Genomic DNA, 20,888 nt, shown 5'->3' with positions numbered 1-20,888 from the left:
TGGGGTTATTTTACGTCAGGTCACAGAAAGGATGCATTATGAAAAACAGAAAAAATTCGCTGGGTGTAAGGCTTGTTCAATTATTTGCCGCTATAACGGTTCCTCTGCTCACTGTACTTTTTGCAGGGGGATACTATGCCAAGCAAAATGTTCTGGATCAGGTATCCAGATCTTATCAGAACCTGGTGAGCTCCAATCTGCAAATGATGGAGAGCAGTCTCGGGGATATTACGATTAATCTGGTGGATATTGTTGATCATGATGAGAACTTTCTTGAGCTCACTTCCCCGGGGCTGAGCGATTCCGAATATTTTTTCGCCCGCATGGGACTTATGCAACGAAATCAAGCCTATCAGGCCTATTATCACAGCGTGGACATGTTCTATTTATACTCCAGCGTCAACGATACACTGACATTATCCAATGTACTGGGAACAACAGAGGCTTATATGGATGAAGTCCGGACATCGATTACAGATACGGTCCATAACAGAGAGCAATTAGAATCGCTCCAGTATAAATGGACCCTCGTCAAGATCGCGGGAGATTACTATTTAAACCGGATAGCAGGCAATGATCTGGGCAGTCCCGCCTATATTGGCGCACTTATCCGAATCGACTCCTTACGTTCGCCGCTGGGCAATCTGAACCTGCAATCCGGCGGAGATGTGCTTATCGTGGATAATGACGGGAATATCTTAACCAGCCCTTCGGAAACAATGGATTACGATTTCAAGCTGCCGCGTGAGGAGCTGAGCCGGAATGCTTCGTTTTCTTTCTCACATGCAGGCGTCAAATTATTCGTTGTGTCCAGCCAGTCAGCGGCTCTGGGAATCAATCTTTCCGTGGTCATCCCCGCTTCAGAGCTGCTTCAAGGCTTGAATATTTTCCAGATGGTTATTAATGTGCTTCCCTTTTTTATTTTGATCATTTTACTGGTCTACTTGTATTATTTCCGCCGCATGGTTATCCGTCCGATTCTGGATTTACTGGGGGGGATCCACCGGATAAGAAAAGGCTCTATGGAGACCCAGCTTCCGTCTTCCAACCTGTTAGAGTTTCAAGCACTAAATCAGGCATTTAATTCTATGGTTGTTGAAATACAAGATTTAAAAATTGATGTATATGAGGAACGGTTACATGTGCAAAAAGCAGAGATGAAGCATCTGCAGATGCAAATTAATCCACACTTTTTTTTGAATACCCTCAATATTGTATTTCAGCTTGCCGACCTGCAGCGATACGAACTGGTGAAAAAGACGGTGCGGCATCTGGTGCAGTATTTCCGTTTTATGCTTCAGGTGAAGGAGGACAGCATAACTTTAGGACAGGAAATGGAGCATCTCCGCAATTATCTTGAAATTCAAAAGATGCGCTATCAACAGTCTTTCGATTTCCGGATTACGGTAGCCGAAGATCTTAAAAGCGCTGTTATACCGTCCTTGATCATACAGCCCTTTGTAGAAAACGCCATGCTCCATGGCATAAGTTTAAAAACCGAGACGTTCTGTCTGGATATTTCGGCAGTCCGTTCTGAAGAAGTGAATGATACCATGATTGTTGAGATTTCGGACAACGGAAAAGGCAGCAGTCCCCAGAAACTGCAGGAGTTAAATGCTCCTGATTACACGCCGGGAACTGAGGAAGGTCATATCGGGATCTGGAATGTGAAACAGAGGCTGGCCATGCGATATCAGGGGCGTGCCGGCATTCACTTCAGCGGGAATGAGCCGTCCGGATTCCGGGTGCGCCTGATCCTGCCCATTGAATATACAGAAGGAGAACGATAAGCTATGCGATTATTGATTGTGGATGATGAACAATTTGCTGTAGAGGGCCTTCTTTACTGCTGTAACTGGAACGAGGCTGGAATTGAAGAGGTTGTGACAGCTAATAGAGCAGACAGAGCCAGAGAAATAATAAATGAAAAAAAGATTGATCTGCTGATATGCGATATTGAAATGCCCGATGAAGACGGGCTTTCGCTGGTTGGCTGGGTAAAAGAACATTCGCCCTGGACGGAAACCATCTTTCTGACCTGTCATTCCGAATTTTCCTATGCCAAAAGAGCAGTTAACCTCGGGAGCTTCGATTATCTGCTCAAGCCTGTTGATACAGCTGAACTGTTGTCTGCCGTATCGGGGATGATTGCAGCTGTCCGTGAGAAAGAAGAGTACGAGTCTTACAATAAAATGTACCATAAGTATCTTAATCTGTGGCAGCAAGAGAAGCCGAAGCGGGTGGAGCGTTTCTGGCAGGATTTGTTGTCCCGCAGCATTCTGTCTTTTGGAGATTTTTTCGAACGGGAGCTGGCAGGCGCCGGCGTGGGGTTAGAGCCTGCTGATCTGGTGTTGCCCATCCTGATCAGTATTGAAAATTGGAATAAACCCTTAAGCCCGCGAGATCAGGAGATTATGGAATATGCCGTCAAAAAAGCGGCGGCAGAATTCTTCACAGAGCAGTACCAAGGCGAGGCCGTTACTGATAAAAACGGGGTTTTGTTCATTCTGCTGTATGCCAAAGGCGGGGAAGCCGGGAAGCCTGGTATTCAGCAGCTAAAAGCTACCGGACAGCATTTTATTAAGGCATGCCAGGATATGTTCTACAGCATAGTAACCTGCTATGTCGGCTCGTTCAAATCCCTTCAACAGCTGCCGGGAATGTGCGAGAGCTTAAAGACAATGGAGCGTGACAACATTTCCCGGACACAATCGGTGCTCATATACATCCCTCAGGACCAAGTGCCGCTGTCCCCGGAGTCGGAAGGTATAGAACTTGATGATTTAGTTGCTTATATGCTAACCGGAAAACGTGAGTCTGCTGTGCAATTTATCCATAACCTGGCTGAAAAATTGCAGGCTGATCCATGCTTTCAGGGAAGACATTTGGACGCATTGCATCAGGATACGTTGCAGATTATATACCACTTCCTGCAAGTCAGAGGAATTAATGCAGGCAGTATAGCCAAGTTTACAGATTGGACAAGCGCCCGCATCCGGGGACTGTCTCAATACAGGCATTGGGCAGAAGGAATGGTATCTGCCGTTATGGAAGCAGAGTTCGAACGGCAGGAAAAAGGGGGCGTGATTGAGCGGTCCATCCGCTACATTCAGCACAATGTGGAAGAAGAAATCTCCAGGGATATTGTCGCTGATTATGTGGGGTTGAATCCGGCTTATCTCTCCAGGCTATTCAAAAAAGAAACAGGCCAAAGTCTCATTGATTTCCTGATTTCAGTTAAGATGAACCGTACCCGCGAGCTGCTGGACACTACGGATCTGCCGGTCAGCGCGATAGCACAACAGGTAGGATACAGTAATTTTTCGCATTTTACCAAGATGTTCCGCAAGCAGTTTGATGTCAATCCCCAGGAATATCGTAAAGTCACAAAACGAATAGACTGAGGTTATAAAAACGGCAGAGCAGCTGCAGTCAACTTCTTATAATGAAGACATAACCCAATAAGAAGGTGTGGAATTATGGCTTCGGAAAAAGGATTGAAACGGAAAGGCTTTTGGAAGTACAGGGCCTTGATTGTTCTGGCACTGCCTGGTGTGCTGCTGATGTTAATCAATAATTATCTACCCATGTTTGGGATTTTTCTAGCCTTTAAGGATCTGAATTATACGGACGGGATCTGGGGGAGCAAGTGGATCGGACTAGATAATTTCAAGTTTCTGTTTGCTTCCAACGACGCGTGGCTGATCATCAGAAATACGTTGCTGTATAACATCAGCTTTTTAGTAATCAATACATTATTGGCTGTACTGCTGGCCCTTCTTCTTAACGAGGTCAAAAATAAATTCGCCTCCAAGTTCTTTCAGAGTACTGTGATCCTGCCCAATTTTATATCCATGGTCATTGTTGGCTATATTGTCTACGGTTTTTTAAATCCGGAACTGGGCTTCGTCAATAAATTCATCCTGGAGCCCTTCGGGCTCGAGCCTAATAACTGGTATGCGGAAGCACAGCATTGGCCTTACATTTTGACTATTGTCAACACCTGGAAGGGTGTAGGGTATTCGGCAGTGGTTTACTTGGCAGCGATTGTCGGAATTGACTCCGAATATTATGAAGCTGCTGTCATTGACGGGGCAAGCCGCTGGAAGCAAATGACGAAAATTACAATCCCGTTGATTGCTCCGATCATAATCATCATGACTTTGCTGGCGATTGGCCGGATTTTTAATGCTGATTTCGGCCTGTTTTATCAGGCGACAATGGCATCCGGTATGATCAAAGAGACAACGGAAGTTATCGATACCTATGTATACAATGCGTTACTGGTCACCGGCGATACGGGACTTGCCTCCTCGGCAGGGCTGCTGCAATCCGTTGTCGGCTTCACGCTAGTCGTGACTGTCAACCTGATTGTCCGTAAAGTCAGCAAAGAAAATGCCCTATTCTAAAAGGAGATCAATATGAATTCCAAAAGAACCAATCCCGTCATCATTATTGTTCTGACCTTGTTTAGCCTGGCGTGCCTGATCCCGTTCTGGCTTGTGCTTATGATATCGCTCGCCGACGAAGACTGGGTAACGGTTCATGGCTACAGCTTCTGGCCGGGTAAATTCAGTCTTGTCGCTTATCAGTATTTAATTGAAGATGCCGAGAAAATATTGCGGGCTTATGGTGTGTCTGCTGTGGTAACGATCACCGGTGTGGTTGTCAGCTTGTTCGTGACTTCGGCAATGGCCTATGCGTTATCAAGAAAAGAGTTTCCGCTCAGGGGGGCTTTGAGCTTCTACATTTTGATTACGATGCTGTTCTCGGGTGGCTTGCTGCCCTGGTATCTTGTATACACCCGCTTTTTACATGTTCAGGATACTTTAATGGCTTTAATCATTCCGGGCTTGATAGGCGGCTTCAACGTTATCATCATGCGGACCTTCTTTACAAACAGTATTCCGCCTTCCCTGATTGATTCGTCGCAGATTGACGGTGCAGGAGAATTCCGGACCTACTTCAGCATTATTCTGCCGCTGTCCCTGCCTGTTATGGCGACAATCGGGCTGTTCACCACCGTATCCTACTGGAATGACTGGTTTACAAGTTTGGTCTTCATCCAGAATGAGAAGCTGTTCTCTCTGCAGTATTTGTTGACCAAGACCTTAATGAACGCTTCGTTCCTGCAGACGATCGCCAATAAGGCCTATAGCTCCACCGCCCAGGTTACGACACCGCTTGAATCTATCCGCATGGCCATGGCAATGATTGCGATCGGTCCGCTGGTGCTGGTGTTCCCGTTCCTGCAAAAGTACTTTGTAAAGGGTCTTACCGTAGGCGCTGTGAAAGGCTGATCCCGGCATTATGCCGGATTAGTATATGCTGACAAAGGTTTCAAAGGGAAAAATAGAAGAATTCCAGGGAGGTCTACTATTTATGAATTGGTTAAAAAAGAGTTCTGCTGTGCTGGCAGCACTGATGCTGACTTCAGTCGTAGCAGCCGGTTGCGGCGGAAATAACACAGCAAATTCACCAGCGGGTTCAGCTGAGCCGGAGGGGGCAGCCAGCACGGGGCTTAAGCCTTACGAGGTTGTGATGGTATTCCCCGATGCGCCTCAAAAAGACAATCAGCTGGTTCAGGATGCGATGAATGATTATCTGAAGCAGACTTATCCGGAATTGAATATGACGGTCAAGCTGAATCCCATTGATTGGGGGGCTTGGAGCGATAAAACGAATCTGATGATGGCTTCCGGTGATAAAATGGACCTGCTGTTTACGGCGGATTGGCTTGGCTTCCAGCAACAGGTTACCAAAGGGGGACTGCTGCCGCTTGATGATTTGCTGGCCAAGTACGGTCCTGATATCGAAGCTGTAGAGAAGGATTACCACGAGCCGGCCAAACGCGACGGCAAGCTGTACGGTATTCATACCCATCAGGAGCTGGGCGGCACGCAAGGGGTTTACTTGAACAAAGAGCTTGTGGACAAATACAGCTTTGATCTGACTGCACTGAAGTCCGGTAAAGTCGAGGATCTGGAGCCTATGCTCCAAACCATAAAAGAGAAAGAACCGGGGATCACGCCTTTGGTGGCACCAAGCTTTCCGCTCGAAGCTTACTATTCATCCGCGAATCTGGACTCTATTGTAAGTATCGCTGCAATTAACACCGTAGGGACAGCGGCTGATGATTATACAGTCATCAATTCATTCACCACGCCCCGCTATATGGAGCTTGCGAAGCTGACCAACAAATGGTACAAGGCGGGGTATATTAACAAGGATGCACTGACCCCCGGTTTAGATGCCTGGAAGAAAATGCAGGCGGGTAAAGGGTTCGCTTTTGTAGGTGATATGGACATTCTGGCTGATATGGAGATTGGTAAAGCTGCGATCTCACCGAATGGTTCGATCAAGGCAGGGCGTGAAATGCTGCAGATTCCTCTTAATATTGACCGTCTGCAGACCGGAAAGATGACAGCAACCATGTATGCGATTTCGAAGAGCTCAGAAGATCCTGAACGTGCAATGATGCTGCTTAACCTCTTTTATAAAGACAAGGAATTGCTGACCCTCTTTAACTTCGGAATTGAAGGGAAGCATTATGTGCTGCAAGATGGCCAGATTGCTCTGCCGGAAGGTCAAACAACAGACAGCGTCGGCTATTATCATGATATTATGTGGCAAATCGGCAATCAGATGCTTAACTACACCCGTGTAGGAGAAGACCCGAATAAATACCAGAACTATGAAAAATTCAATCAACAAATTTCTTCGAACCCTTCCCGGATTTTCGGATTTGTCTTTGATCCGGAGCCGGTTAAAAATGAACTGATTTCAATTGATAATGCCAATAAAACCTTTGTGGACGGGCTGAAGTCCGGTCAATTGGATCCGGAAGAGGTTGTCCCTAAAATGCTGGAGAAACAAAAGGCAGCGGGAGCCGACAAGGTGATTGCAGAAGCACAAAAACAGCTTGATGCCTGGCTTAAAGAAAACGGCAAGAAATAGGCGGTGCTCCATTACTGAATTTATTTGTTAAACGAATCTGTCTGACAAAGGGGCATAATCCTTCGGTTATGTCTCTTTTCATTTTTGGTTTATAGTTATAGATAAATAGAACATATAGGAGTGATTGCATTGAGTAATACGAAATGGTGGCAGACAGCGGTTATCTACCAGATCTACCCAAGGAGTTTTCAGGATAGCGACGGGGATGGGATCGGCGATCTCCGGGGAATTATCAACAGATTAGACTATCTCGAGCAGCTTGGTATTACCGCGATCTGGCTTAGTCCCGTTTATAAGTCGCCAAATGATGATAACGGCTATGACATCAGTGATTATCAGGATATTATGAGCGAATTCGGAACAATGGAGGATATGGATGAATTAATCGAACAAGCAGGGCACCGCAACATCCGGATTATTATGGATCTGGTGGTCAATCATACTTCGGATGAGCATCCATGGTTCATTGAAGCCCGCAAGGGAAAAGACAATCCTTACCGGGACTACTATATCTGGCGTGATCCGGTGAACGGCGGAGTTCCCAATTCCCTGCGTTCGACATTCAGCGGTTCGGCCTGGGAGCTTGATGAAACGAGCGGCCAGTACTATCTGCACTTGTTCAGCCGCAGACAGCCGGACTTGAACTGGGAGAACCCCAAAGTCCGGCAAGAGGTATGGGATATGATGAATTTCTGGCTGGATAAAGGGGTCGGAGGATTCCGTATGGATGTGATTGATCTGGTCGGCAAAATACCGGATCAGGAGATTACAGGAAATGGGCCGAAGCTGCATGAATATCTTCAGGAAATGAACCGGGAGACGTTTGGCAAGCATGATGTTCTGACCGTGGGGGAGACTTGGGGGGCGACACCGGAAGCGGCTAAGCTGTATTCCAATCCGGACCGGAACGAGCTTTCCATGGTATTCCAGTTTGAACATATCGGTCTGGATCAGCAGGAGGGCAGAGAAAAATGGGATTTGAAGCCGCTTGCTGTAAGTGAATTAAAACAGGTGCTGGCGAAATGGCAGACAGAGCTGGGGAACGAAGGCTGGAACAGCCTGTTCTGGAACAATCATGACTTGCCGAGAATTGTATCCCGGTGGGGGGATGACGGGCAGTACCGTGTGCAGAGCGCGAAGATGTTTGCCATTCTGCTGCACTTAATGAAGGGCACACCTTACATTTATCAAGGTGAAGAGCTTGGAATGACCAATTATCCGGTGCAAGAGATCAGCGAAGTGCAGGATATAGAGAGCATCAATATGTATCATGAACGGCTTGCAGGCGGATATGCCGAGGAAGAGATTATTCATTCCATTAATGCCAAGGGAAGAGATAATGCCCGGACACCGATTCAATGGGATGCTACCCCTAACGGGGGATTCACAACCGGAGAGCCATGGCTGCATGTAAATCCGAATTATACAGAAATTAACATGAAGGCGAATCTGGAGGATCCGGATTCAGTGTTCCACTGCTACCGGAAGTTAATCGAACTGCGAAAGAACAATCCGATCGTTGTATGGGGTGGTTTTGAACTGGTGACGGGTGTGCCGGATCAAGTGTTCATGTATTACCGCCGTTACGAAGGTCAGACCTGGCTGGTAACTGCCAATTTCAGCAGGGAGTCCGTGGCACTGGAATTGCCGGGGATCGGACAGGCAGGGGAATTTATTATTGGGAACTATTCCAGAGAAGACGTAGACTTCGAACATTTACAATTGCGTCCGTACGAGGCCTTCGCCGTTAAACTTTTGTAGGCTTTAACCCCAGCCGGGGCAGCATCGGGTACACCTGATGCTGCCCCGGTTTTGTTCTTTAATGGGGTTCTTTTACCTGTCCCCGTATCTCTTTGTAATACTGGGATGGTGTAACTCCGACAACCTTTTTAAACACTTTGCTGAAATGGAAAGGGTCATCCAAACCGGTTAAATAGCCGATTTCACCAAACGGCAGATGCGTCGCTTCAATAAGCTCTTTCGCATGATTAATCCTTACGCGGTTGACATAGCGCATGATGCTCTGACCTGTCAGCCTGGTGAAGACGCGGTTCAGATAGTCGTAATTACAGTCAAATTCCAGCGCGATCCCCTGCCCGGTAATTTTGTCTGTATAATGCTCGTGAATATAGTCCAGAAGGGCATGAACTTTAATCAAGGGCTTGGTATTGCTGTCCTCATAATCTTGAAGTGCGGTAATGAAATGCTCGTGTGACACCTCGATAAGCCATTCGGTAAATTTCAGGGCAGTTAGTCCGCGGTTGAAATATTTTCTTCTATATAACATTAGCATTTCATTCATCGCTTGTAAGGAGAGAGACAGAACGTTTTTAGACAAATTATAATGCTTGGGAAATCGGCAAATGAAATCGCCTCCTTCGGTTTGCTTCGTTTCCTCTTCCAGAATGAAGCGCCTGGCCATCGTTAGTAAATCCTCCGCCTGAGCGAAGCTTATATCCGGATGCTCAAAATGAATAAAGTAGTAATCACAGACATGTTTTTTTGTTCCCTCATGCTCTATATTGGGCTCCAGTAAAAGGATATCTCCTTTTTTCAGAATATAGTGAGTTCCTTTCTCCGTAAGATGGAGCTCTCCGCTTTTGATGAAATAGAGGACATACTCGTTTGTAGTTCTTTTAAAATGAATCCAGGGCTGCTTGTAGGAAACGAATCCCATCAGTTTGATTCTCGGCAGCATTTCGGTATTGACAGCAAACATATTTACGCCCCCTTAAGGCCAGTCAAAAGTAGTTTTTATACAAAAAGGGTATCTTTCCGCCATGTTCGTTTATTCTAGCACAAAGTATACTTTAATTGTGTTACAAACGATATGAGAAGAGGCAGGGTGGTGCAATTGGCAAAACGGAAAGTTGGGGTAATTGGTCTTGGTGGTATATCAGACATGCATATTTCCGGTCTTCTGGCGAATGATGAAGCGGTCTTGTGGTCGATTTGTGATTGTGATGAGGAAGTGCTGGCAAGCCGGGGGGAGCAATATAAGATCCCGGAATCAAGAAGGTACTTGAATTATACAGAAATGCTGGCAGACCCGGAGCTTGAGGCTGTGAGTATCGGTACGCCCAACTACAACCATTATGAAATTGCCTGTGAGGCCATCAAGCAGCAAAAGCCGTTTGCTCTGGAGAAGCCGGTGACGCTGGATGCACGGGAAGCTGCCACACTGCGTGACCTGCTGACTGAGACGGACTTACCGCATATGATCTGTTTCAGTTACCGGTACAAGCCAGCGGTAAGATATGCAAAATGGCTGATCGATCAAGGGAAGCTAGGCGAAATTAAACATGTTTACGGCCAGTATTTGCAAGGCTGGGGGCTGAATAAGCAGATTCCGCTGGTCTGGAGGTTCCGCAAGGAGCTGTCCGGCTCGGGCGCACTTGGAGATCTGGGTTCGCATTTGCTCGATCTTCAGCGTTTTCTTGTAGGCAATGTAGAACGGGTAATGGCAGATGCCGGAACGATTACCAAGGAGCGGCCTTTGCTTGACGGTGAAGGTAAGGGTGAAGTGGATGTTGATGATTTCTGTCATGTGCTTGCCAGGGTTGAGGGAGGTGTCTCGTCCACAATGTCCATCTCCAGATTTGCATTCGGCCGCGGAAACTTTCAGCAGTTAGAAATCTTCGGGGAACGGGGAGCAGTGCTGTATAACCTGGAGGAAGAGGATGCTCTATACGTTAAATTAGCTGAAGATGGTGATGAGATATTCAGGAAAATAGAGATTCCTGCAGTATTTCAGGTGGATCAAATGACAGCCTTTATTAATCTGGTAAGTGGACAAGGTGACGGATACGACGCCACAATGGAAGACGGCTATGTAAACCAGCATACGATCGATTCAATCCTAGTCTCAATAAAAGAACAACGGTGGATTTTCATATAACAAGGGGGAAATATCATGTCTACAATCAAAGTTACAGTCTGGAACGAGTATCGTCACGAAAGACATAATGAAGAGGTTAAAGCTGTATACCCGGAAGGTATTCATACGGTGCTGGCCAACTATCTGAACACACAAGAAGATATGGAGGTGCGTACTGCAGTTCTGGATGAACCGGAGCATGGATTGACCAGTGAAGTGCTGGAGCAAACGGACGTACTTCTATGGTGGGGGCATTTGGCGCATGAGGAAGTAAGTGATGAAATTGTGCAAAGGGTGCGGAAAAAGGTATTAAACGGGATGGGATTAATCGTTCTTCACTCTGGACATAATTCGAAAATATTCCATGCTTTAATGGGTACCAATACAGGCGCCTTAAAGTGGCGTGATGACGGCGAGAAGGAGCGGATCTGGGTAATTGAACCGGGCCATCCAATCGCCAAGGGACTTGGAGAGTATATTGAGATTCCAAAGGAAGAAATGTATGGCGAGCGTTTTGAGATTCCCGCACCGGATGAGCTTATCTTTATTTCCTGGTTCGAAGGCGGAGAAGTGTTCCGCAGCGGCTGCTGCTACAAGCGCGGACAGGGCAACATTTTTTACTTTAGACCCGGGCATGAGACTTTTCCGGTCTACCATCAGCCAGAGGTTCTTCAAGTTATCAGTAACAGCGTCCGGTGGGCAGCCAAAAGCAGCCTTGCCAAAGTCTCATACGGGCGCGTAGCCCCGCTTGAGCTGATTCCTTAAAACAAAAATGATTATTTTCTTGACATCGCATCGTATCCACAACCTCAAAAAATTCGATAACACAGGCGAAGACATGGAGGACCTGATCTCCATCGGCACCATTGGACTGATTAAGGCAATTGAGAGCTACCGGCCGAACAAGGGGACGAAGCTTGCCACGTTCGCGGCCCGATGTATCGAAAATGAAATCCTCATGCATTTGCGTTCCTTGAAGAAAACGCGCAAGGACGTCTCCCTGCATGATCCGATCGGTACTGACAAAGAAGGCAATGAAATCACGTTAATTGATATCCTCGGCAGCGAGGCTGATGATGTAGCGGATATGGTGCAGCTCAAAATCGAGAAAAGCAAAATATACCGCAATCTGGACATATTGGATGAACGGGAGCAGGAAGTCATTAAGGGCCGCTTCGGCCTGGAATTCGGGGGTGAGGAGCGAACGCAGCGGGAAATCGCCAAGGAGCTGGGAATCTCCCGCAGCTACGTGTCACGCATCGAGAAGCGGGCGCTGATGAAGCTGTACCATGAGTTTTATAAGTCGAAGGGTTGAGCGAATCTTTTCTATTTTCGGGCAACATATACCACAGGAAAAATTCATGGGTAAGCGAAAGCGCCGTTTATGTACATGTAAAAAATCTGCCTTTTGCATCGTCTGGGGCAGATTTTTTGTTTTTAATCCAGGCTTTTTAGCAAGTTTAAACTGTTCTGAATCGTCTCCGCAATGATTTGGTCCGATAGTCCGATGTTATACAAATAATTGGAATACAAGAGAGATTGCAGTGTTTTTGTTTAGAAGGTGCTTGCGAGCGATCACGGCCCCATCATATGGAAAATAAAGATTAGAAACCCAAAAATTCAGATGATAAAATGACTAATTATTGATATAATTTCCCTTTAAAACCATTTATTAAGCCTTCAATGCAAGCTGAGCATGATCATTTCTAGCAGGTTCCGCATGTCCGGTTGGTCGAAACAGAAAATAAATAGTTTGTTTAAAAGCAGTATGGTAGTCTATACATAAAAACAATCGGACATGCCCCTGCATCAATTTAAAAAAAGGGGATCAAACCATGTGGGTATTCTTATTGCGCCGAACCCTTCAATCGGTGGTCGTCATGCTTATTGTCACGTTTATCTGTTTTTGTCTTTCACATCTCATGCCGGGAGATATGTGGTCGACGGTTGGGCTCTCACCGCAGCAGTACGTATGGATTCAAGAACAGAAGCATCTTCTTGGGCTGGATATGCCGGTATACCTGCAATATTTCCAGTGGCTCAAAGGACTTTCAGGTGGATATTTAGGAATAGATTATAATTATCGGCCGATCGACAGCTATATCTGGCAATATGTCGAGAACAGCCTCATTTTATTCGGAACAGCTTGGCTGTTCACGTTGATGATTGCATTGCCGTGGGGAATCTACAACAGCCGAAAACCGTATGGCATCTCGGATCGGGTTGCAGCGGTCTTGGGAGTGTTATGTTTTTGTCTGCCGGCGTTCATTATTGGAAGGTGGCTTCAGTACTTCATCGCCCTGGAACTTTCCTGGCTGCCTCCCAGCAGCATGCATGAAATGTCCAAGGAAGGGGACTTGTGGGATTTGGCCAAGCATATGATCCTGCCCGTGATTACCGTCTCCATGGGCATGCTTGCGTATTATTTGAAGTTTGTCCGGAACGGCATGATGGAAGTACTGCATGCCGACTATCTGATGACCGCCAGGGCAAAAGGGGCTTCGGAGCGGAGAGTCATATACAAGCATGCGCTTAAAAACGCGATGATCCCTTTGATTACACTGGTTGGTTTGGATTTACCGGCGATTGTAAGCGGTTCAGCAATCGTTGAGTTCGTGTTTAACTGGAGAGGGTTAGGTTATCTCATGGTGGATTCCGCCAGGTCACGCAACTTGCCGGTATTGCTTGCGGTCATCATGATTGTAGCGGGGTTTGTTATTGTGTCGAACTGGATTGCCGATTTACTGTATTCACTGGTAGATCCTCGCGTTCGTTTAAAAGGCAAGGCAGAGGTCCGATAAAAGGCATCCATCTCATATTATTGAAGCAGGCGTTTTTTGTATTTGTTACATAATCGGATTTATTGGAGGGGGAATGGGCGATGTGGAAATTCATTTTGGGACGAACACTTCAATCCGCATTCGTGCTGTTTATCGTTGCTTCGGTTGCTTTTATTCTCATGCATCTGATGCCGGGCAATCCATGGGCGACCTTGGGGATGAGCGAAGAGGAATATAAAAGGGTGGAAGAACTGAAGCATGCTTATGGCATGGATCTGCCGATCTACATGCAGTATTTCAAATGGCTGAAGGGGCTTTTGCACGGAGATCTCGGATATGGGTACAACAACATGACCGCCATCAATCTGTTTATTTGGAAGTTTGCAAAGAACAGCATTATTCTATTAGGCACAGCTTGGATCATCACTTTAATGATAGCCATTCCATGGGGAATACATAACAGTAGAAAACCGTACGGAATTTCAGACAGAGTGGCTTTTTTTCTCGGATTCATCGGTTTTAGCGTTCCGGCATTCGTGCTCGGTTATTGGCTGCAGCAATTATTCGCGATGCGGTTGTTCTGGCTGCCCCCGAGCAGTATGCATACGCCTTCCAAGGAAGGTCAAATCGGCGATCTGATTCTGCATTTAATCCTGCCTGCGACGACGGTGGCGCTAGGGATGCTTGCTTACTATTTGAAGTTTATCAAAGACGGCATGCTTGAGGTGCTGGACTCGGACTATCTGATGACCGCCAGGGCCAAAGGAGCCTCCGAGAGGAGAGTCGTTTACCGGCATGCCCTCAAAAACGCACTGATCCCGATCATCACGCTGATGGCACTGGATATCCCGTCCCTCGTCGCCGGATCGGCTATCGTTGAAAATGTGTTTAATTGGAACGGGTTGGGGCGGTTGATGGTAGGTTCTGCTTTACAAAGGGATTATGCTGTGCTTGTAGCCATTATTTTGATCGTCTCCACGTTTATCGTTCTGATCAATTGGCTTACGGACATTGTGTATACCATCGTAGATCCGCGGGTGCGGGTCTATGGGCGAAAAGTATCGGTGAAATAATGCTGATTGACATTTTATTCTAAATAAGGTTCTATCAGTATATAGCATCCTTTGAAAACGCTAACGTTTGTCTGTAATGAAAGAGGTGAAAACCTGCATTCGGATATATCAAGCATAAAAAGGAGGCAGGATATGTCAGAAGAAACGCAAGAAGCCGTCCATCAGAAGACAGCCCTCGTGACGGGAGGCAGCCGCGGCATCGGGCGCGGCATCGCCTTGGCGCTGGCCAAGGAAAGTTATGGAATCATGATTACGCATTATCAGGATGACGAGATGGCGGAGCGTACCGCCGAGGAAATCGCCCGGGCATCCGGAAGAATATGCATCGTCCGCGAAGGAGATTTAAGAGATGCCGCGGAAGCGGAGAGAACGGTAGCTGAGGCGATTCGTACGATGGGGCATATCGATGTGCTCATCAATAATGCGGGAATCGGCATGTATGCTTCGATTACGGAGCTGCCGCTGGAGCATTTGGATTTTACGATGCAGCTGAATTTCCGTGCCCCGATGCTGCTGATGCGCGAGGCTTCCAAGCATATGATCGAAGCGGGACGCGGAGGGAACATTATCAATATCGTTTCCACGCATGCAGAACGGGCGTATCCGGGAGATGCGGTGTACGGCGGCCTCAAAGCCGCGCTGAAAAGAGCGACGGAATCCGTGGCACTGGATTTATCCCCTTATGGTATCAGGGTAAACTGCATTGCTCCCGGCGGGATTCTCGTAAAGGAACGGGAACCGTTTCACGACCATGTAGGCAGTACGATTCCCCTGGGAAGGATCGGCATGCCGGAGGATATCGGACAAGCTGCGCTGTGGCTTGTATCCGAACACGCTTCCTATATTACAGGCATTACGATTCGAATCGACGGAGGGTTGATCCTGCCGGGAATGCCGGAGGATGGCGAAACCTCGTGGGGATACCGGAAGGTTCGGCCATTCAGGGTGAACTGATCAAGGGCCATAAAAAAGCGGCAGAAGTCCGAATTACCGGGCAGCTGCCGCTTTTTAACAGGTCCCAAGCTTCAGATCAATTGCTCCGGAGAGAAAAAACCGGGTGTGCGGGGGAGGAGGCGCTTAATCTGTTCCAGGGTTCGCTTGGACACCGTGATCGTGCGGGGATAGGCGAATTCATCGCGAAAATGAAGAGTATTTCCATCGATATTTGTAATTTTGTTCACATTAACATACAGATTGGAAGCTGCTCGCACAAAATTGGGAAGGGATTTCATCGTAGCTTGTTCCGCGGCGGATAATCTCTTTTTTATAATGTAATTCCTGCCGTGAAAAATAACCTGCTCTTGACTTCCCGTCTTGAAGAAAAAAGCATCGGTGACCGGATCGAAATTTTGATACTCGTTCATCACCTTATCGGTTTGGTTCATCTTTCAAAAGCCCCCTTTAGAAGATGATTGCTGTTAGCGCTTTCATTTTATCACATTTCGCAGCAGGATATAAACTATTTTTGTGAAATTTATTAATTTTTTTGTAGGCTTGGACAAAAAAGCCCGAGACGATGTATTTTTGATGAAATGCGGATACGTATGATAAGCATAAAAAAGCCTGCGGCTTCCCCTTTATCGAAGGAGAGCGCAGGCTTATTTTTCATCTATGCTTAGGCGTTTTCCAAAATCGTGTTCAGTGTGGTCCGGTCCAGGCCTTTTACAAGCTTGATCAAAAGCTCCTTGGCTGCATCATAATCATCGGTATGGATGATCGAAGACGAGGTATGGATATACCGGGAGCAGATTCCGATGACGGTCGACGGTACGCCGATTCCGCTTAAATGAACCTGGCCTGCGTCCGTGCCGCCTTGGGAAACGAAATATTGGTATTTGATCTTATGGGTTTCGGCTGTATCCTGCACGTATTCAACGAGACCGCGATGCGTCAGCATCGAAGGATCGAAAATGCGGAGCAGTACGCCTTGACCGATATGACCGAAGGAGCTTTTGTCCCCTGTCATGTCATTGGCTGCGCTGCAATCCAGTGCGAAGAAGATATCGGGCTGGATCATATGGGCTGCGGTACGGGCGCCGCGAAGACCAAGCTCTTCCTGCACGGTCGCTCCGCAGTAAAGCGTATTCGGCAGCTTTTCTTTGTGAACGGCTTCCAGCAGCTCGACGGCAAGACCGACCCCATAGCGGTTGTCCCATGCCTTTGCCATGATTTTCTTCGGATTCGCCAGTGGCGTGAAATCGCAAATCGGCACGATTTGCTGACCCGGACGAATGCCGAAAGATTCGGCGTCCTCGCGGTTATCCGCGCCTACGTCTATGTACATGGCTTTGATATCCACCGGCTTATTGCGCTGCGATTCATCGAGAAGATGGGTCGGAATGGAGCCGACCACGCCGATGACCGGTCCGTTTGGTGTCATGATTTTCAGGCGCTGTGCCAGCACGGCCTGACTCCACCAGCCGCCAAGGGGTTGAAAACGAATCATGCCGGTTTCGGATATGCCCGTGACCATGAAGCCCACTTCGTCAAAATGTCCCGCAACCATCACTTTCGGTCCCTGCTCATCGCCACGGAGCACGCCGAAAAGGCTGCCCAGACGGTCTTGGACGAATTCGTCCGTATATGGAGTGATCATTTCTTTCACATAAGCGCGAAGCTCTTTTTCAAAGCCGGAAGCTGCAGGGAATTCGGTCAGCCTGCGGAATAGGTCCATCGTTTTTTGATCCATGTCTTCTATTTCTCCTTTGCTTTTTCATTCACACTTCGTATGTAATACATGTAAATCACAACAACCTATAGTATGAACCCCCCAAAGCGGAATGTCCATGTTGGCCGAGTGAAGCACCAACCTATATTTTCCGAATACGATAGGTATAGATGAACGCCCTGATCAGGTGCAGAAGGGAGCATCACCATGGAGTTCATGCCTCTCAATCGAGAAATCATCTTGGTGTGCGTGCTGTTGATTTTGCTTGTCATTGTTTTGATGTGCCTTTTCTGAATGGATGGCCGCTGCTCGTCTTTCGCAGCCCGTCCATTCCAAGACAGCCGCCACGGCTGATACTGGCGGCTGTTTGCTGCGTCGATTACAGAGCGCCTTCTGAATACATAACTATCCTTCGTATGACAAATAATGAAAAGGAATGACGAAGAGGAGGTGCTGATATTGCCTGCGAGCACAAAAAATAAAGGAGCAAAATTCAGTCTGGATACCTTAAGCAACCAGGATTACAAAAGCATCGCGCAAAAGCACGAGCCCAAACGGAGCACGCTGAAAAACTGCGCGTTCGCCTTTTTGATCGGCGGGGGCATTTGTCTTTTGGGACAGGCTATACAACAAGGCTTTATGGCCTGGTTCGACATGTCGGTCAAGGAAGCGGCAAGTCCGACGGTGGCGGTATTGATTATCATTTCCGTCATCCTGACCTCTATAGGCGTTTACGATAAAATCGCGCAAATCGCCGGAGCCGGGACAGCGGTGCCCGTAACGGGCTTTGCGAACTCGATGTGTTCTGCGGCACTGGAGCATAAATCGGAAGGCTATGTCCTGGGCGTCGGTGCGAATATGTTCAAGCTTGCCGGTTCAGTGATTGTTTTCGGCACGGTTGCAGCTTTCTTTGTCGGGCTTGTGTATGCCATTTTGGGGCTGCAGGGAGTGCATCATCCATGAAGCTGACCGGCCAGACCTGGGAATTCACGTCCAAGCCCAGACTTCTGGCGGGTGCCACGGTCGTTGGCCCCGAGGAAGGGCAGGGTCCGCTATCCGGTGATTATGATTACATCTACGACAACCTCGAGATCAACGAAAAGACCTGGGAAAAGGCGGAGCGCAAGCTGCTGGAGCAAGCCTCCCAGCTGGCCATTGTCAAGGCGGAGCTGACTAAAGACCAGATCCAGTTCATCATAGGCGGCGATCTGCTTAATCAAATTATCAGCAGCACGTTTGCCGCCAAGAAGCTAGGGGCGCCTTATTTGGGCGTTTTCGGTGCTTGCTCTACGTCCATGGAAAGCCTGGCACTCGCGGCGCTGCTTGTAGATACCGGCGCTGCAGAGCGCGTGCTTGCCGGGACGGCCAGCCATAACTGCACCGCGGAGAAGCAGTTTCGCTATCCGACGGAATACGGCTCGCAAAAACCGCCAACCGCGCAGTACACGGTAACAGGCTCCGGCTGCGGCATTGTTGGCACAGGGGGAACAGGCCCGGTTGTGGCGAGGGCGACGATAGGCAGGGTGATGGATCTCGGGATCAAGGATCCTTTCAACATGGGTGCCGCGATGGCGCCGGCTGCTGCGGATACGATCGAGGCGCATTTTCGCGATACCGGCCTCACGCCGGAACATTATGATCTGATCGTCACAGGAGATCTCGCTTCGGTAGGCTTACCGATCGCCAAGGAGCTGCTGCAGAAAGCGGAGGTTCCGATGCATGAGACGGAGTTCAATGATTGCGGCCTGCTGGTTTACGATATGCAAAAACAGGCCTACGTGAAATCAGGGGGGAGCGGCTGCGGCTGTTCGGCCGTCGTTACATACGGCCATCTGCTCAAGCGGCTGAACAACAAGGAAATTAGAAAAGTGCTCATTGTGGCAACCGGGGCTCTGCTTTCTCCCCTGTCCTATCAGCAGGGTGAAAGCATCCCGTGTATTGCACATGCGGTAGCACTGGAAATGGAGGATTAGATATGCAGTTTTTGTGGGCATTTGTTATCGGCGGATTAATTTGCGTCATCGGACAATTAATGATGGATTTGTTCAAGCTGACTCCCGCCCATACGATGAGTACGCTCGTGGTTGTGGGGGCAGTCGCGGACGGATTTGGGCTTTATGACCCTCTGGTCAAATTTGCGGGAGCTGGGGCATCGGTACCCATTACGAGCTTTGGCAGCTCTCTCGTGCATGGCGCCCTATCCGAGCTGCAGCGAGACGGCTGGATCGGGATTGTGACCGGCATCTTTGAAGTCACAAGCGCCGGGATATCGGCCGCGATCATCTTCTCGTTTTTGGCCGCTTTGCTTGTCCGCCCGCGCGGTTAACAAGGCATTTGGAGATGCAAAAATCAGCACCCTGCTTCTCAATGGAGCAGGGTGTTTTGCTGCGTTTGTCATAGGGTATGTTGGGGTATACGAGTAATTTAGGAACCCTGCACAATATACTTTTTGTGAACAGATCATGTACAATGTAAGATATATGCTTCTTATCTCAAGATTTAACAGATTCCGATCCGCAAGTAATTCCGCAGTTATTTTATCCAATAGCATGATATAAGGAGGCATGAATATATGCCCGTAAGCAGTGAATCCTTGCAAACCATTGCAGCCGTACGATCCAACCTAGAATCCTGCATCTTAGGCAAAGCTTTTGAAATCCAGCTTTTGCTTACTGCTCTCCTGGCAGAAGGGCATATTCTGATTGAAGACGTTCCGGGTACAGGCAAGACGCAGATGATCAAGGCTCTGGCCAAGTCCATGAGCGGTGACTACCGGCGCGTGCAGTGCAATCCCGATATTTTGCCGAGCGACATTACAGGCGTCTCCGTATTCCATCCCCGTGAAGAGCGGTTCTTTTTCCGTCCGGGTCCGGTCATGACCAACATTTTGCTTGCCGATGAGATCAATCGTGCGACTACGAAAACGCAATCGGCTCTTCTCGAAGTGATGGAGGAGCGGAATGTAACGGTCGATGGAGAGACGTATGAGCTTCCGAAGCCGTTCATGCTTTGCGCCACGCAAAACCCGATTGATTTTGAAGGCACTTACATGCTGCCTGAGGCTCAGCTCGACCGTTTCATGATGAAAATCAGCTTGGGCTACCCGGATGCAGATACGGAGAGAAGCCTGCTGCAGCAGCACTCGGAGGGTCAACCCGTCAACAAATTAACTCCTGTAACGCATATGGACCAGATCGCGGAGATGCAGAAGGAAATCAGACAAGTGTTTATGGGGGATGCCGTGACGGATTATTTGCTCAAAATCGTCCGCATGACCCGGCAGCATCCGTCGGTACTTCTCGGTGCCAGTCCGCGTGCTTCCCTTTCATTAATGATGGCCAGCAAGGCATACGCATTTATCCAGCAGCGCGATTTTGTCCTCCCCGATGATGTTAAGGTTCTCGCACCCTATGTGCTTTCCCACCGCATTATTTTGCGTCCGGAATCCCGCCTGGATCAGGTGAGCGCGGAATCGGTCGTTAAAAATATTTTGCAGCAGGTGCATGTGCCTGTAGCCCTGGAGCGATGAACAC

19 protein-coding genes are annotated in these 20,888 nt (G+C 48.1%); 16 read left to right on the top strand and 3 right to left on the bottom strand.

The genetic code is table 11. The features are described 5' to 3' along the window. Window positions 1-38 precede the first annotated feature (38 nt). The 6 genes from PCH05_RS07790 to PCH05_RS07765 all read left to right on the top strand — a co-directional run bounded on the left by PCH05_RS07790 (window position 39) and on the right by PCH05_RS07765 (window position 8,718). On the top strand, window positions 39-1,790 hold the full coding sequence (locus tag PCH05_RS07790) for a cache domain-containing sensor histidine kinase (protein ID WP_127601797.1): 1,752 nt from the start codon (window positions 39-41) through the stop codon (window positions 1,788-1,790). Between the two features lie 3 nt (window positions 1,791-1,793). Continuing rightward, complete coding sequence (locus tag PCH05_RS07785; protein WP_127601796.1) at window positions 1,794-3,404, top strand: response regulator; 1,611 nt, start codon at window positions 1,794-1,796, stop codon at window positions 3,402-3,404. Between the two features lie 75 nt (window positions 3,405-3,479). Continuing rightward, entirely contained in the window at window positions 3,480-4,409 is a 930-nt protein-coding gene (locus tag PCH05_RS07780; protein WP_127601795.1) for an ABC transporter permease, read from the top strand. Window positions 4,410-4,421: 12 nt separating this feature from the next. Continuing rightward, window positions 4,422-5,300, top strand: a complete 879-nt coding sequence (locus tag PCH05_RS07775) for a carbohydrate ABC transporter permease (RefSeq protein WP_127601794.1) — start codon at window positions 4,422-4,424, stop codon at window positions 5,298-5,300. A 25-nt stretch (window positions 5,301-5,325) separates the two neighbouring features. Continuing rightward, window positions 5,326-6,957 (top strand): ABC transporter substrate-binding protein, encoded by a 1,632-nt coding sequence (locus tag PCH05_RS07770; protein ID WP_246049402.1) that lies wholly within the window; start codon window positions 5,326-5,328, stop codon window positions 6,955-6,957. Window positions 6,958-7,086: 129 nt separating this feature from the next. After that, window positions 7,087-8,718, top strand: coding sequence for a glycoside hydrolase family 13 protein (locus tag PCH05_RS07765; RefSeq protein WP_127601793.1), 1,632 nt, complete (start codon window positions 7,087-7,089; stop codon window positions 8,716-8,718). Between the two features lie 58 nt (window positions 8,719-8,776). Here PCH05_RS07765 and PCH05_RS07760 read toward each other — a convergent pair whose 3' ends face one another. After that, entirely contained in the window at window positions 8,777-9,676 is a 900-nt protein-coding gene (locus tag PCH05_RS07760) for an AraC family transcriptional regulator (protein WP_127601792.1), read from the bottom strand. A gap of 129 nt (window positions 9,677-9,805) precedes the next feature. Here PCH05_RS07760 and PCH05_RS07755 point away from each other — a divergent pair, with 129 nt between their 5' ends. The 6 genes from PCH05_RS07755 (at window position 9,806) to PCH05_RS07730 (ending at window position 15,641) form a co-directional block, all read left to right on the top strand. Next, window positions 9,806-10,855, top strand: a complete 1,050-nt coding sequence (locus PCH05_RS07755) for a Gfo/Idh/MocA family protein (protein ID WP_246049401.1) — start codon at window positions 9,806-9,808, stop codon at window positions 10,853-10,855. 15 nt (window positions 10,856-10,870) lie between these two features. After that, window positions 10,871-11,599 carry a ThuA domain-containing protein gene (locus tag PCH05_RS07750; protein WP_090717006.1) on the top strand — a complete coding sequence of 243 codons (729 nt, stop codon included), beginning with the start codon at window positions 10,871-10,873 and terminating at the stop codon, window positions 11,597-11,599. 7 nt (window positions 11,600-11,606) lie between these two features. Then, window positions 11,607-12,149, top strand: coding sequence for an RNA polymerase sporulation sigma factor SigK (gene sigK, locus PCH05_RS07745; RefSeq protein ID WP_127601790.1), 543 nt, complete (start codon window positions 11,607-11,609; stop codon window positions 12,147-12,149). A gap of 520 nt (window positions 12,150-12,669) precedes the next feature. Next, window positions 12,670-13,635: an ABC transporter permease gene (locus PCH05_RS07740; protein WP_127601789.1), complete on the top strand. Its 966-nt coding sequence runs from the start codon at window positions 12,670-12,672 to the stop codon at window positions 13,633-13,635. An 80-nt stretch (window positions 13,636-13,715) separates the two neighbouring features. Beyond that, on the top strand, window positions 13,716-14,687 hold the full coding sequence (locus PCH05_RS07735; protein ID WP_127601788.1) for an ABC transporter permease: 972 nt from the start codon (window positions 13,716-13,718) through the stop codon (window positions 14,685-14,687). A gap of 132 nt (window positions 14,688-14,819) precedes the next feature. Beyond that, on the top strand, window positions 14,820-15,641 hold the full coding sequence (locus PCH05_RS07730; protein WP_127601787.1) for an SDR family NAD(P)-dependent oxidoreductase: 822 nt from the start codon (window positions 14,820-14,822) through the stop codon (window positions 15,639-15,641). A 71-nt stretch (window positions 15,642-15,712) separates the two neighbouring features. Here the strand turns inward: PCH05_RS07730 and PCH05_RS07725 are convergent, their stop codons facing one another. Together PCH05_RS07725 and PCH05_RS07720 are read right to left on the bottom strand one after the other, a co-directional pair. Continuing rightward, entirely contained in the window at window positions 15,713-16,072 is a 360-nt protein-coding gene (locus PCH05_RS07725; RefSeq protein WP_127601786.1) for a LytTR family transcriptional regulator DNA-binding domain-containing protein, read from the bottom strand. A 230-nt stretch (window positions 16,073-16,302) separates the two neighbouring features. Beyond that, on the bottom strand, window positions 16,303-17,376 hold the full coding sequence (locus tag PCH05_RS07720) for a M42 family metallopeptidase (protein ID WP_127601785.1): 1,074 nt from the start codon (window positions 17,374-17,376) through the stop codon (window positions 16,303-16,305). A gap of 477 nt (window positions 17,377-17,853) precedes the next feature. Here PCH05_RS07720 and spoVAC point away from each other — a divergent pair, with 477 nt between their 5' ends. The 4 genes from spoVAC (at window position 17,854) to PCH05_RS07700 (ending at window position 20,884) form a co-directional block, all read left to right on the top strand. After that, the gene (spoVAC, locus tag PCH05_RS07715) at window positions 17,854-18,318 is read left to right on the top strand and encodes a stage V sporulation protein AC (protein ID WP_371860528.1); all 465 of its coding nucleotides are present in this window, start codon (window positions 17,854-17,856) and stop codon (window positions 18,316-18,318) included. Continuing rightward, window positions 18,315-19,328, top strand: a complete 1,014-nt coding sequence (gene spoVAD / locus PCH05_RS07710) for a stage V sporulation protein AD (protein ID WP_127601783.1) — start codon at window positions 18,315-18,317, stop codon at window positions 19,326-19,328. The genes spoVAC and spoVAD overlap by 4 nt, the downstream gene beginning before the upstream one ends. A 2-nt stretch (window positions 19,329-19,330) precedes the next feature. Continuing rightward, window positions 19,331-19,681, top strand: a complete 351-nt coding sequence (gene spoVAE, locus PCH05_RS07705) for a stage V sporulation protein AE (protein ID WP_127601782.1) — start codon at window positions 19,331-19,333, stop codon at window positions 19,679-19,681. Between the two features lie 246 nt (window positions 19,682-19,927). Continuing rightward, complete coding sequence (locus PCH05_RS07700; protein WP_127601781.1) at window positions 19,928-20,884, top strand: AAA family ATPase; 957 nt, start codon at window positions 19,928-19,930, stop codon at window positions 20,882-20,884. Window positions 20,885-20,888: the final 4 nt, after the last annotated feature.

Source organism: Paenibacillus chibensis (assembly GCF_004001045.1).
Classification (GTDB): Bacteria; Bacillota; Bacilli; order Paenibacillales; family Paenibacillaceae; genus Paenibacillus_AQ; species Paenibacillus_AQ chibensis.
This window is presented reverse-complemented; position numbering and strand designations above follow the sequence as displayed.

Bases quoted from the DNA above. Each gene is read 5' to 3' on its own strand.
- PCH05_RS07740 (WP_127601789.1), top strand. From the start codon at position 12,670: ATGTGGGTATTCTTATTGCGCCGAACCCTTCAATCGGTGGTCGTCATG.
- PCH05_RS07775 (WP_127601794.1), top strand. From the start codon at position 4,422: ATGAATTCCAAAAGAACCAATCCCGTCATCATTATTGTTCTGACCTTG.
- PCH05_RS07720 (WP_127601785.1), bottom strand. From the start codon at position 17,376: ATGGATCAAAAAACGATGGACCTATTCCGCAGGCTGACCGAATTCCCT.
- PCH05_RS07750 (WP_090717006.1), top strand. From the start codon at position 10,871: ATGTCTACAATCAAAGTTACAGTCTGGAACGAGTATCGTCACGAAAGA.
- PCH05_RS07730 (WP_127601787.1), top strand. From the start codon at position 14,820: ATGTCAGAAGAAACGCAAGAAGCCGTCCATCAGAAGACAGCCCTCGTG.
- PCH05_RS07725 (WP_127601786.1), bottom strand. From the start codon at position 16,072: ATGAACCAAACCGATAAGGTGATGAACGAGTATCAAAATTTCGATCCG.
- PCH05_RS07700 (WP_127601781.1), top strand. From the start codon at position 19,928: ATGCCCGTAAGCAGTGAATCCTTGCAAACCATTGCAGCCGTACGATCC.
- spoVAD (WP_127601783.1), top strand. From the start codon at position 18,315: ATGAAGCTGACCGGCCAGACCTGGGAATTCACGTCCAAGCCCAGACTT.
- PCH05_RS07780 (WP_127601795.1), top strand. From the start codon at position 3,480: ATGGCTTCGGAAAAAGGATTGAAACGGAAAGGCTTTTGGAAGTACAGG.
- PCH05_RS07760 (WP_127601792.1), bottom strand. From the start codon at position 9,676: ATGTTTGCTGTCAATACCGAAATGCTGCCGAGAATCAAACTGATGGGA.
- PCH05_RS07735 (WP_127601788.1), top strand. From the start codon at position 13,716: ATGTGGAAATTCATTTTGGGACGAACACTTCAATCCGCATTCGTGCTG.
- PCH05_RS07770 (WP_246049402.1), top strand. From the start codon at position 5,326: ATGCTGACAAAGGTTTCAAAGGGAAAAATAGAAGAATTCCAGGGAGGT.
- PCH05_RS07785 (WP_127601796.1), top strand. From the start codon at position 1,794: ATGCGATTATTGATTGTGGATGATGAACAATTTGCTGTAGAGGGCCTT.
- PCH05_RS07790 (WP_127601797.1), top strand. From the start codon at position 39: ATGAAAAACAGAAAAAATTCGCTGGGTGTAAGGCTTGTTCAATTATTT.
- spoVAE (WP_127601782.1), top strand. From the start codon at position 19,331: ATGCAGTTTTTGTGGGCATTTGTTATCGGCGGATTAATTTGCGTCATC.
- sigK (WP_127601790.1), top strand. From the start codon at position 11,607: ATGATTATTTTCTTGACATCGCATCGTATCCACAACCTCAAAAAATTC.